The organism is Arthrobacter sp. LAR12-1-1.1 (assembly GCF_040676555.1).
Lineage (GTDB): Bacteria > Actinomycetota > Actinomycetes > Actinomycetales > Micrococcaceae > Arthrobacter.
In genome coordinates, this window is record NZ_JBEGIG010000001.1 from 26,300 (window position 1) to 39,080 (window position 12,781).

Annotated in this window: 9 protein-coding genes; 2 read left to right on the forward strand and 7 right to left on the reverse strand. The window is 64.5% G+C overall.

What is annotated here, in order from left to right; genetic code table 11:
• Positions 1-20 precede the first annotated feature (20 nt).
• Both MRBLAR12_RS00130 and MRBLAR12_RS00135 read right to left on the reverse strand, forming a co-directional pair.
• Positions 21-3,287, reverse strand: a complete 3,267-nt coding sequence (locus MRBLAR12_RS00130; RefSeq protein WP_229992257.1) for an ATP-binding protein — start codon at positions 3,285-3,287, stop codon at positions 21-23.
• Positions 3,288-3,677: 390 nt separating this feature from the next.
• Complete coding sequence (locus MRBLAR12_RS00135) at positions 3,678-4,280, reverse strand: TetR/AcrR family transcriptional regulator (protein ID WP_229992258.1); 603 nt, start codon at positions 4,278-4,280, stop codon at positions 3,678-3,680.
• Between the two features lie 169 nt (positions 4,281-4,449).
• Between MRBLAR12_RS00135 and MRBLAR12_RS00140 the strand changes: the two genes are divergently transcribed.
• On the forward strand, positions 4,450-5,523 hold the full coding sequence (locus tag MRBLAR12_RS00140; RefSeq protein ID WP_364742450.1) for an alkene reductase: 1,074 nt from the start codon (positions 4,450-4,452) through the stop codon (positions 5,521-5,523).
• Between the two features lie 67 nt (positions 5,524-5,590).
• On the forward strand, positions 5,591-6,304 hold the full coding sequence (locus MRBLAR12_RS00145) for an SDR family oxidoreductase (protein WP_364742453.1): 714 nt from the start codon (positions 5,591-5,593) through the stop codon (positions 6,302-6,304).
• 305 nt (positions 6,305-6,609) lie between these two features.
• On the opposite strand, the gene MRBLAR12_RS00150 is transcribed toward MRBLAR12_RS00145, so the two are convergent.
• The 5 genes from MRBLAR12_RS00150 to MRBLAR12_RS00170 form a co-directional block, all read right to left on the reverse strand.
• Positions 6,610-7,476 carry an alpha/beta fold hydrolase gene (locus tag MRBLAR12_RS00150; RefSeq protein ID WP_364742456.1) on the reverse strand — a complete coding sequence of 289 codons (867 nt, stop codon included), beginning with the start codon at positions 7,474-7,476 and terminating at the stop codon, positions 6,610-6,612.
• A gap of 48 nt (positions 7,477-7,524) precedes the next feature.
• Positions 7,525-8,523: an NADP-dependent oxidoreductase gene (locus MRBLAR12_RS00155; protein WP_364742459.1), complete on the reverse strand. Its 999-nt coding sequence runs from the start codon at positions 8,521-8,523 to the stop codon at positions 7,525-7,527.
• A 539-nt stretch (positions 8,524-9,062) separates the two neighbouring features.
• Positions 9,063-9,446, reverse strand: coding sequence for an SDR family NAD(P)-dependent oxidoreductase (locus tag MRBLAR12_RS00160; protein ID WP_364742462.1), 384 nt, complete (start codon positions 9,444-9,446; stop codon positions 9,063-9,065).
• Positions 9,447-9,516: 70 nt separating this feature from the next.
• Complete coding sequence (locus tag MRBLAR12_RS00165) at positions 9,517-10,275, reverse strand: SDR family NAD(P)-dependent oxidoreductase (RefSeq protein WP_364742465.1); 759 nt, start codon at positions 10,273-10,275, stop codon at positions 9,517-9,519.
• Positions 10,272-11,675 carry a DUF6421 family protein gene (locus MRBLAR12_RS00170; RefSeq protein WP_364742468.1) on the reverse strand — a complete coding sequence of 468 codons (1,404 nt, stop codon included), beginning with the start codon at positions 11,673-11,675 and terminating at the stop codon, positions 10,272-10,274. The genes MRBLAR12_RS00165 and MRBLAR12_RS00170 overlap by 4 nt, the downstream gene beginning before the upstream one ends.
• Positions 11,676-12,781: the final 1,106 nt, after the last annotated feature.

Below are 12,781 nucleotides of genomic sequence, written 5' to 3' on the forward strand. Positions count from 1 at the left end.
ATCACGCTAGTGAACCGTACTCAACGAGCACTCAACGCCGTCTCAACATCATCATCCGAGTCCCGCCTACGCAGTGCGGCCAGCCGCTGACCGGCGATGAGGCATCTCGTTCGGTCGAAAATCGCCCCAGCCCTGTCAATTTCGCGGGCCGCCCGATGCGGGTCGCCGAGCTCGTTGGAAAGCTCTGCCACCATCAACCGTTGCCAGCCAGTGTGTCGCCGCCATGGGGCGACCTTTTCCGCTGCCTGCCTGTACATTTCCCGCGCTGCCCGGACCTCCCCGGAGATCAGTTCGGCGGCACCGAGGATGGTCAGCGTAGCGCCCATCCCCACCTGATCTCCCGCGGACTCGAACCCTGAAAGGCAACGCCGAGCGTCTGTCAGGCCGCGGTCGATATCACCACCCATGGCGCGGAGCAGGGCGATATTAATCTCGGTCAGCAGCTCGCCGCGTCGGTCGCCCAGGCCGAGCCGAAGCTCCCGCGCCAAGGACAGGGCCTCATCGGCCGCGCTGTGGTCGCCACAGTCGCGCAGAATGCAGCCAAGTTGGTGAAGTGTTTGCGCCCTAGCCAGGTCATCTCCTAACTCGGCGAAATGTTCGGCTGCATCCGTGATGACGGATATCGCAGACTGCGTGTCTCTCGAAAGCCTGGCCGCGTAGCCGATTGCGGACAGCACGTAGCCTTTGGCTTGGACGACGCCAACCCGCCGGCCCAACAGCAGGGTCTCCTCGACGCAGGGGACCAACCGTCCGGCGATCGGGACCAGTTGCAGGCTGGGCGTGATCACCGGCAGGAAGGGTGGAGTGCTGGTCTCAGACTGTGCGAGTTCGCTCAGGCAGATGTTTAGGTGACGGGCGGCGAGTGGTCCGTCCTCCCGCGACAACGCGCACTGGCCGAGCAGCCAACTGCTGGCAGCGCAATGTTCGGGTCTGCCACCCTCGACTGCCTCGGTGTGCACGTCGGCTGCCAGCTGTTCGGCCTCGTCCAAGTCGAAAGTGCTCCATGCGAGCGAGGTCTCAATGAGCCGGGCCATCGCCACCTCGTCGGGGTTGCCGATCTCCCGCATAATTGCCAGGGCCTCCGCGCCGAGCGCCCGATGCCGATCGCCGCGGCCCTGCCGGCTGTCCAGCCCGGTCAGGCCGATCAGAGCGGCCGCGCGAGGCCGGGTCGAGTCGGGAGCCACCGCCAATGCACGCTCGACCCAACGTGCTCCCTCGACCGCGTGACCGCGGACGAACCAGAACCGCCACAGGCTGGCGGCGAGCCGGAGCGCGGTCTCGGGCTCGTGGGCGCACGACCAGCGCAGCGCAGCGCGCAGGTTGTCGTGCTCGCGGTCGAGCACCTTCGGCTGTTCGATGACCACCCCGGTGGCGCGTTCGGGATTGTGGGATTCGGCGACGGCAAGGAAGTAGGCGCAATGCGCAGCCGCCAGTTGAGCCGCCTCACCTGCATGATCGAGATTCTCGTGGCCAAACTGGCGGACCGTCTCCAATTGCCGGTATCGGGTCCCGGCGCCTCTCCTTTCGGTGACCACCAAAGACTTGTCCACCAGCTTGGCCAACAGGTCGAGCAGCTCGATCTGCTGGAGGGGCGCGTCAGCGCAGACTGCCACCACAGCGTCGAGCGTGAAACCACCAGCGAACACAGACAGCCGGCGCAGCAGAACCTGCTCCGGTTTGGTGAGCAGTGCGTGGCTCCATTCCAAGGTGCCACGCAGCGTCTGGTGCCGTGTGACGCCGCTGGTTCCCCCGCCGAGCATGGACAAAGCATCGCCCAATCTCTGGACGATCTCGGCGGGTTCGAGTACGGCGGTTCTGGCCGCGGCCAATTCCAGGGCCAGCGGCATCCCGTCGAGCCGCCGGCACAACTCTGTGACCCCCTGCGCGTTGTCGGCGTCGAGCGCGAAACCCGGCCGGACCTGCGCTGCCCGCTCAACGAAAAGCCGGACAGAGGGCAGACGGCCCAGCACGGCCAGGTCGAGAGCGTCGGTCCGCAGGGGCGAGGGCAGGGGCAATGACGGCACCCGGTAGGTGTACTCGCCGTCGGCATGGAGTGGCTCCCGGCTGGTGGCCAGCACTTTAACCCCAGGGGATCCGTCGAGTAACGCGACGACGAGTTGCGCACAGGCCGCGAGCAGGTGTTCGCAGTTGTCCAGCACGAGGAGCAGCGAGCGTCGCCGCAGTTGGTCGACCAGCGCTTGCACGCGGCTTGATGCCGCGCCGGAATCCAACCCGAGGACCTCGGCTACGGCATCGGCCACCAGCAGCGACTCCCCAACGGCCGCGAGGTCGACGAACCAGACTCCGTCCACGTACTCAGGACGAACTGTCTTCGCGGCCTCCAATGCCAGTCTGGTTTTGCCGCTGCCGCCAGCCCCGGTGAGGGTGAGCAGGCGAGCATGGCCCATCAGCCGCTCGACGTCCACGAGCTCACGCTCGCGCCCGATGAAGCTTGTCAACGGGGATGGCAGATAACCGATGGCATCGTCTTTGCCGGTCACGCCGGCGGGCTGGTGGAGGCGCTCCTCGGGCGGCGAACCGGTCAACAACTCGCGAAACAGTCCCATCGTCCGGGTGTCCGGGTCGGTCCCGAACGCGTCGAGGAGTTCGTCGACCAGCCGCTCATATCGTGCCAATGCTTCCGACCGCCGGCCCATCCCAGCCAGCACCACCATCTGCGCGCGCACGGCCCCCTCGTGGATGGGATCGGATTCGAGCGCATGGGTGAGGATGACCAACGCTTCCTCCGGTGCACGCTGCGCCACCGTGGACGCCAGTTTCACCAGTACCTCGCGATGGATTTCCCGGAGCTCATCGCGGCGTGTCGTCAGCCAATCCGCATCCGGCAGCTCCGGCATAAGATCACCCCTGTACAAGTCGGCCGCATCGCGCAGGCTTGCCTCGACACCTGCAGCCAACGCTGCCACGGCCGAACGCTCGAACTGCAGGACATCGACATCGACCGGGCCAGTGTCATCCAGCACGACCACTTCACCGCGGATGACGAGCAGCCCGTCGCTGCCGGCTCCAGCGCTAGCGAGCGTACGGCGAGCGACGTACAGGGTCTGATGCAGATTCCGTGCGGCGGCCACCGGCTCCATGTCGGGCCACAGGCGGTCCAGTACCTGCTCGCGACGGTTACGCTGACCACGCGCCAACGCCAGCATCGCCACCACGGACTTTGCCTTCTGCAGCCGCCAGTGGCTGTTCTCGACGGCGTTCCCGTTGACGTACACGATGAACGAGCCGAGAAGCTGGATGCGCAACCCGCTTTGGGTGGGCTTCATGGTTCTTCAGTATCCGCTCGCCAACCGGCGTTGTCGAACAACGAAATTTCCCACACGCTCGCTGCCTTGGCGCACTCTGTGAGCGGCCCATCACTAGCAAGCAGACCACCAGAACCACGTTTAGGTTCACGCCGTCGTCGCTGAGTAGGAACGTGATGGATGCGGCCAGCGCGTCGGCTTCCGCAGCCTCCGGCATCACCGCCATCGCGGTCCGCACGCGCTGCGCGCCGAGTTCGGAACCGAACCGGGCCTCGATGTTAGTCACCGTCGGGCCGGGGGCAACGGCATAGGGGATAGCACTGGTCGGATAATGGTCCGGCGACAAGGTCGTTGACGATTTGCGCCTGCCGATCCACGAATGCCGGCGGCCGCCTCAAATCTGGGCCCAGGTCAGTGAGGCAGCAGTACACCGACCTGGGTCCGGATGTCCTGAACAATCTCGTCGATGCTCAATGCGGCGTTCACGGTCGCTGCCATGCTGAGGAACATGATGGCGGTGACGATGTGTGCCGTCGTAGCGGCATCACCAGCGCTGACCAGCTCGTGCCTGCCCAGGACGGCAGCGATGGCCTCCTCGGTCTGCGCGACGATGGAGAGGGCCTCAGCGTGACGGGGCTCCGCGGGATCACCGAAGACCATTTCCCGCAGGTACGTGCGTCCGTTGTCGACCTGGACGCGGTTGCATTCCACGATCGGCCGTACGATTGCCAGCACCGCATCGAGGATATCCGGGGTGGTTTCGGCATCAGCCCGACCTTGCTGAAGCGCTTCGGCGTAGTGGGCGTTCTGCACGAGGAGGAGGAGTTCGCCTTTGGTCTTCGCGTAAAGGAAAAGGGTCCCGGTGCCGATGTCCGCCTTGTCGGCGATCTGCTGGGTCGTGACGTCCTCGATGCCGTGTTCGGCCAACAGTTCGCTGGCCGCGGCCGTGATGCGGTCCATCTTCTGCTGCTTGTTCCGCTCGCGCCGTCCGACCGGCTGGGAGGCGAGAGACATGATGATGGATCCTCCGGAATATATTCTGACTGCACTCAGTTATGAGTGTAGTCACTACTGTGTGGGCTCGAATGTTCCTTCGTTCATTCTCCCACGCAAGGGCCGAACCCCAGTGTTCCGCCCGGCACAGTGGTGGCGCTATTACCCCACGACGCAAAGGACCGCACACATGACTTCCTCCCTCTGGCAACCCTTCACCCTCGGCAATGTGGAGCTGCCGCACCGGCTCGCGCTGGCACCGCTGACCCGGAGCCGCGCAAACCCTGACGGCACCCCCGGGGAACTGGCCGCGGAGTACTACTGCCAACGCGCCTCGCTCGGGCTGATCATCACCGAGGGCACACAGCCGTCCGAGGATGGCCAGGGCTACCTGAACACCCCCGGCATCTACACTCCCGAACACATCGAGGGATGGCGAAAGATCGCCGACACGGTGCACTCAGGCGGCGGAGCCCTGTTCATCCAACTGATGCACGTCGGCCGGATGTCGCACCCGGATAACACCCCGCACCACCGTCAGCCCGTTGGCCCATCGGCGATCTCGGCCGAGCAGGACATGTTCACTCCAGCGGGGCCGCAGAAGACGCCGGTGCCGCGTGAACTGACTGCCGAAGACATCCAGGCCACCATCGCCGGGTTCCGCCACGCCGCAGCCTCCGCTATCGCAGCGGGAGCGGACGGCGTGGAGATCCACAGCGCGAACGGGTACCTGCTCCACCAGTTCCTCTCGCCAAACTCGAACCACCGCACGGACGAATACGGCGGATCCGTGGAGAATCGGTCCCGGTTCGTCGTCGCGGTCGCCCGCGCGGTGGCCGAGGAGATCGGGGCAGACCGGACCGGCATCCGCATCTCACCGGCGTTCCCGCTGGGCGGAATCAACGAAGGAGACCCCGCGGATGTCCGGACACAGTACCGCCACCTGGTCGGCGAACTCGCCACCCTGAACCTTGCGTACCTGCACGTGCACCACCTCGGTGACGACGATCTGCTTCGGTCTTTCCGCGACACGTGGCCTGCTGCCATCCTCGTCGTCCGGTACGGGCGCGACCGCGAGCAGATCGCCGACGACATCGACGCCGGGCTCGCGGACATCGCGCCGCTGGGCCGATTCGCCCTGGCAAACCCCGACATTGTTCAGCGCCTGCGCGCCGGCGCGCCGCTGAACGAGTTGGACCCGGCAACCCTGTACGGCGGCGGCGCGGCCGGGTACACCGACTACCCCGCCCTGGCGCACGCCTAATCGTCTGCCGCAGGTCGCACGCCACCGACCTCACACAACCCCCACCCCTCAGAAAGAAGAAACAGCCATGCCCTCACTCAACGGAGCAGTCGTCCTCATCACCGGAGCCAACGGCGGAATCGGCACCCAGTTCGTGCACGAAGCCCTCGCCCGGGGAGCTGCAAAGGTTTATGCCTCCGCCCGCACCCCCCGCACCTGGAACGACGAACGCATCGTTCCGCTCGCCTTGGACATCACCGACTCCGCCTCCATCCAGGCAGCGGTCGAGGCGGCACCGGATGTGACCGTGTTGATCAACAACGCCGGCGCGTCGGTTCCCAGCCCCGGGATCCTCACCCACACGGACGAGGAGATCCGCCGGAACGTCGAGACGAACTTCCTCGGGCCTCTCTTCGTCGCCCGCGCGTTCGCTCCGGTCCTGTCGGCGAAGGACGAAGCGATGATCATCGACATCCACTCCGCCCTGAGCTGGTACGCCGTCGCCGGCATCTACAGCGCCACCAAAGCCGCCCTCTGGTCCGCGACCAACTCCCTCCGCCTCGAACTCGCTCCCGCCGGCGTGCACGTCGTCGGCGTCCACGTCGCATACGTCGACACCGCGATGGCCGCGCACGCCACCGACCCGAAGCTCGACCCGGCCGTGCTGGTGCGCACCGTGTTCGACGCCACCGAGGCGGGGGAGTACGAAGTCCTCGCCGACGACACGTCAGTCCAGCTCAAGGCCGGACTCAGCGCCCCCCTCGAAGCGGTCTACCCGCAGTTGGCGGCGACGAACGCGTAAGCGAACAACCGGTGCCACCGCGTTCACCAAAAGTGAGCGCGGTGGCACCACCCCTGCCGTGGGGAGTGTCTGAACAACGGTGGATCCGGGGGTGGCCTGACACGCCGGGGTAGTCACGAGCCAGGGGCCGCGTCAGGGGTGGCGATACGTTTGATCACCCTGCTGACGCGTTTGTGCGGGCCCTTTTCGAGCTGGCCAGCGCGACGAGGCCCCACGCCAATGGCTGTGCCCGCCCGTATTCACGGGCGGGCAGAGCCACAGTACCTCTCTGCTCTGTTGGCGGGATCTTGTCAGGTACGTGCTGGTCAGTGGGCGAGGAATTCTACGGCGACGGGGGAGAACCGGTCGTGGAACTGGAAGATTCCCCCGTGGCCCGAGTCGGGGTAGATGATCAGCTCGGATCCCTTGATGCGCCGGTGCAAGTCCCCGGACAGGACAGACGGCACCATGCGGTCGTTGTCGCCGTTGGCGATGAGGGTGGGGTGGGTGAGCCTTGACAGGTCCGACGGCGCGGAGCGGCCGAACTTCCGGATTGCCTTCAGCTGCGTCTGGAAGGCTTTGGTGCTGATCGGCTTGTCGCGGCCGACAGTGCGCTCCTGCAGGCGCTTGATGAACGCCTTCGCGGCCGGCTTGCCGGTCGCGTTGCGGTTAAAGAACAGGAACTCCTTCGGGTCCGCGCGCGTCAGGGTCGCGCGGAGGATGTCCCAGTAGGTCGTGCTGACGACCTTGTCCATGTCCTTGCCGCCGCGCGGCCCGGTACCGGCCAGCACGAGCTTGCGGACAAGGTCGGGATGTTTGAGGAGCAGGTCCTGGGCGATCATGCCGCCCATTGAGAAGGAGAAGACGTCGACCTGGTCGAACCCGAGGGACTTGATGAAGGTGTAGGCGTCGTCGGCCATCGCCTCGATGCTGTCGGGAACCTGCCCGGTGGAGGCGCCGACACCGCGCTGGTCGAAGGTGATGACGTGGCGGTTCTCCGCGATGGGCTCGATGATGCGGGGGTCCCAGTTGTCCAGGGTCGCGGCAAGGTGCACGAAGAATACGACGGGAATGCCGGCCTTGGGCCCCAGCTGCCGGTAAGCGTAGGTGACGCCACCTGAAGTGATCGAGCGTGTGGCCGCCTTCGCGTACGAGGTGACGACAGAGCCGTTCGGGGTGTCGGTGCTGCTCATGCTGGTAGTCCTCCTGGGTGGTCTGTGAGGTGAATGGCTGCCGGCGGCTCAGGAGGGAAGGGTGACGACGGCTTTGCCGCGGAGGCCGCCCTTGGCCAGCGACTCGAGCGCCTGTGGGGTCTGGGCGAAGTCGAAGACCTCCCCAACGACCGGGCGCAGCACGCCGTCCTCAACCAGGGCGGTGATCTGGCGCAACTGGTCGCCGCTGGCACGCATGAAGAGGAACTCGTAGCTGACGCCGAGCTTCTTCGCCTGCCGCCGGATCCCGCTGCTGAGCCCCGCGATGGCCAGGCGCAGCACAGGGTTCAGACCGGCTTTGCGCGCGAACGCCGGGTCCGGCGGACCGGCGATTCCGATCGCCTTCCCGCCGGGCTTGAGGATGCGCAGAGACTTCACGAGGTTCTCCCCGCCGAGGCTGTCGAGCACCAGATCGTACCCGGCGAGGAGCTGCTCGAAGTCCTGCGTACGGTAGTCGATCACAGTGTCCGCGCCGAGGTCGCGCACGAAGTCGGCGTTGGAGGCACTGGCGGTGGTCGCGACGGTGGCGCCGAGGTGCTTGGCGAGTTGGATCGCGATCGACCCGACCCCGCCCGCCCCGGCGTGAATGAGAACTTTCTGCCCCGGCCGTAGGTGGCCTTGCTCAACGAGGGCCTGCCACGCCGTAAGCGCAACCAGCGGCAGCGAGCCGGCCTCCTCCATGCTGATCGATGCGGGTTTCAGTGCCAGGTCGGCCTCGGTGACGGCGATGCGCTCGGCGAACGTGCCGATGCGGTCCTTGTCGGGGCGGGCGTAGACCTCGTCACCGGGCTTGAAGCCGCGCACGCTCTCCCCGACACGGATGACTGTGCCGGCGACATCGTTGCCGAGGATCAGCTGGAGCTTGTACGGGAGGATCTGCTTGAACTCACCCAGGCGGATCTTTTCGTCCAATTGGTTGAGGCCAGCTGCCTGGACCTGGACCAGCACATCGCGGTCGCCGACGGTCGGCTCAGGGACGTCTGCTGCGCGCAGCGGCTCCTTGTACTTGGTGACGACGAATGCCCTCATGGCGTGCTGCTCCTCTATGACGTGCGGTAGCCTAAAAATGAGACTACTCAATATTGAGTGCACTCAGTAACATTGTCAAGTCGGACCGTGAGATGCGCGCGTTCATTTGAATGTTCCCGAAGACGTGAGATAGGGAGTTTCGGGTGTCCATCGCCGGGGCCACGTTCCCGCGATGGATCTTGAGGGCGCATGCAATCTCCACTGATGCTGGCGCATCGGCGTCGCTAGCAAGGCGGTTGGCGGGCCGCCGGGCGTACGTACCGCTATTGCCAGGGGCGAGGCACACCCTGCTAGGGAGTGCCTCGCCGAGTCGTGACTGGGACCTATGGTGCGCCAGCCCTACGCAGCCTTATCAGGAAACCCTGCGCTGGACCGGTGATGCCTACACCAGGGCAAACTCCCGCAGCGGAACAGGGGGCACTACCGAACTGGGCAGACCTTTGCCGTGCTTGAGCGGGCAGAACAAATAAGGAAATTGTCGTCTGGGCTAGCAAAAGACCAGCTCAGGCAAGGCCCGCGCTAAACAGGGCTCTACACCATCAATATGTGGCCCGTCCGCCGCTGATGTCGTAGACCGCTCCCGTCGAGAAGCTGACCTTTTCCGATGAGAGCCAGGCGACCAGTTCGGCGACTTCCTCCGCTTTGCCCACTCGTTTCATGGGGATGAGGCTGGTGATGTGGGCGAGCACTTCTGATGATGTGTTGTCGTTCATTGGCGTCGCGATCACGGCGGGTGCGATGGCGTTGACTAGGACGCCGGTGGTCGCGAGTTCTTTGCCGGACGATTTCGTGAGGGCAATGACGGCGGCTTTTGATGCGGAGTAGATGGACAGGTTGGGGCTTCCGTCTTTTCCGGCCATGCTCGCGAAATTCACGACGCGTCCCCACCGGCGTTCGACCATCCCGGGCACGAAGGCGCGCATGGTGGCGACGGGTCGTGCAGGCGCCCCGCCAGTACCTGCGGGACGCCTGCTCTGGTATCAACGCTGACGCTTATGCCGGTGCGCCCACGAGGTGGCCGGCCGTGAGGGGCAAGCGCTGCCCGTTGATCTGTTCTGCCTCCAGGTCGAAGATCCGCTGTACAGCGTCGGCAAGGACACTGACATCGGTGAAGCCCGGAAATTTCCGTTCCGGCTGGGCTGCGCGCATCCGGTCATCGACCAGAGCCTTGACGACGAAGACCAGGGCGGCGGAGTGCTGAGCGGAGAGGGGGCTTTCGGGTCCTCCCTGCAGGTGCCGGAATCCGTCGGCCACGGCCAGGGTCCATGCCTCGGCGGCGGACTTGACGGCGGCATAGGCGGCGCCGTCCGCTGTCGGCGAGGAAGCGGACTGTGCGGAAACGATGGCCAGGCGACCCACAGGGGAGGTAGCCAAGTCATGGTAAAACGCGCGGCTGGTGTTCCTCAGGGTGGTGAGGACGCTGGTGTGCAGGAAGTCCCAGTCTTCATCCGTCTGGCCTTTAATGCCGGTACCGCCTCGCCACCCTCCTACAAGATGGATAAGGCCGTCCACGGGGCCCAGATCGTTCCGGACAGACGTCGCCAAGTCCTCAACGGCTTGCAGGTCCGCGAGGTTGCAGACATAGCCCGTGACGTTGTCGTACGCTACCGAGAGCTCCTGCACTCGGTCCTCAAGAATGTCCACGGCGGCCACGCGTGCCCCTGCTTGCGAGAGGGTGCGGACTACCGCGACGCCGGCAGCGCTTGTCGAACCGGCGACGACGACCGTACGCCCCGAGAGGTCCTGGCTCATGCGCCCGCCTCGCCCTCAGTCTTCACAGGCCTCTTACCGGTGATCCCGGCAGTTGATTCAATGACCGAGGACATCTTCTTCTCCAGTGCCTCGTAGAACATCGACAGGGGGAATTCGTCATCAAGGATCTGGTCCGTCAGACCCCGGGGAGGGCCGTCGAGCGGAAGGGCCTCCGGTCCCTTGGCCCACACGGAGGCCGGGTGGGGGGTGAGGGTTTCCGAGACGAGCTCGTAGGCAGCCAGCCAGTGTGCGGTCTTCGGCCGGTCGATTGAACGCCAGTAGAGTTCCTCGATGCGGAGACCCAGCTCGACAACCACGCCGGCGACGTCCTTCCAGTCGATGCTCAACTTTCCATCGGTCCAGTGCAGGACCCGGTGCTGGTGCATCCAGGCGAACAGCAATTGGCCGCCCACGGCGTCGTAGTTACGGACCCGGTTCCCGGTAATCGCGAAGCGGAAAATGCGGTCGAAGATCACGGCGTACTGGACCAGCTTGGCGTGCTTGCGGGCGTCCTCGGAAGCCGTTTCGTCCCGCTCGATGAGGACTGATTCGCGGAAGGCGGTCAGGTCGCAGCGGAGCTCCTCCAGGGAGTACAGGAAATACGGCATCCGCTGCTTGATCATGAACGGGTCAAAGGGCAGGTCACCGCGCATGTGGGTCCGATCATGGATCAGATCCCACATCACGAAGGTCTTCTCCGTGAGGTGCTGGTCTTCGATGAATTCCGCGGCGTCAGCCGGCAGGTCCAGGGAAGTGATGTCGGCAGCAGCTTTTAGGACGCGACGGAACCGGGCAGCTTCGCGGTCCGCGAAAATGCCTCCCCAAGTGAAGGAGGGGGTGCTCCGGACCGCTACGCTCTCGGGGAAGAGAACCGCGGAGTTCGTGTCATAGCCGGGCGTGAAATCGACGAAGCTGATGGGGACGAACAGCTTGTTGGAGTAGTTTGCTGCCTCCAGTTCAGCGACGAAAGAAGGCCAAATGACCTCGATGAGGACGGCCTCGAAGTAGCGGTTGGTGCTGCCGTTCTGCGTGTACATAGGGAACACAACCAAGTGCGCCAACCCATCGATGCGCCACTGCTCGGGGTGGAAGGCCACCAATGAGTCGAGGAAATCCGGTACGACGAAGCCCTCGGACGCCCACCGCTGGAAGTCCTGCACGAGCAGTTCAAGGTAGTCCGTGTCGTGGGGGAGGTGGGGGCGCAGGTCGTTGATTGAGTCAGTAATGATGCCGACATTCTGGCGGGCCTGGTCATGGTCAGCGGGTTCCGGAACGGAACCGTCCTGCACTTGAACCTGCTGCAGTCCGATGACGGCTGCCTTCAGAGCCTGCCATGCCGGGAGCGACTTGAGGTCTTCTGCCCGGGTGGTTGTCACTTCCGGGTTTGCGATTACGGACATGCTCGTTCCTTCCGTTGAGGGGATCCCTGAAGAAGCTAGCACTGCGTAAGCATACGTGAAGGGTTATTCCATCATGCATAAGAAATTCTTTTGCTCGATGCCGTCTCTTCACTGCTATGCCTGCGCCTGACCTTAAGGTCGGGTGTCATTAGGACATCCCATAAACGGCGCATCACGATTGAAGAAGCCGCACTATCGGGATGATCCGAGGTTCAGCTCCTGCCACTCGTGTCGATCAGTGGATGCCTTGGCAGTAGGACCGCACCGGCGCTGCTGCGTCTGTCTCTGGTTCAAATTCCCGCTGATACTCCCAGTGGGACAACGGCGTTGACCGGTTGCTCATCTGTCGGGGGCTCCGGCGTTGTTCGGGCGGCTCGCGGACGAAGTGCGGCAGCCCCGGGTTCCTGGCGATCTTCCTGGTTTACGTGATGACGGCTCCTTCTGCGCCCGGCACGGCCAGAGTGTTTGCTGATCAGCGGGGCCCGTGCGGCCGCCCCTGGATATCCAACTCGACAAGTTGGGTGTGATGGCCTTACTCGCCGCCTATCGACGCGGCAGGTCGTTGCAAAGCAGAAAGGGCATCCTCTGGGGCGAGTTTGTGAGGCGCTTGCTGGTCGAACCGGTAAGTTCATCGAGGTGCACGCCCCGCTTGACGAGATGCTCCGACATCTCTTGTGCATCTTTACCCCTGGCATCGTTCGCCTAACGCCGGCCGCCTGCCATAGCAGATCGTCAGAGCTGCTTACTCGCCCGGCGAAATCAAATCAGCAACTCTTACGCTCAAATCGGGTAACCCATGCCTATGCGTAAGTACTTGACCCGTCGGACGTGCAACATTCGCCACGCCAAAGGTCGCTTCCTTCACGTGTGTTAGCTTGATCACCATCCTTCCCGGCCCGGGGGCTCCGGAAGGCTTAAATCCACCGCAGCTACCTTTTCGGAGGCACCATGGGACTTAGCTCCCACACGCAAAAAAACGATCGGGCTATCGCTCCCCGCATCCCTGAAACCGATCTGTGTTTCGGTGCGGGACTCTTCCTCAGCTCGGGAGACAGCACCGCCGAGGCGAGACCTGTCGGGACCATTTTTTCCTACCAGCTCGCCAC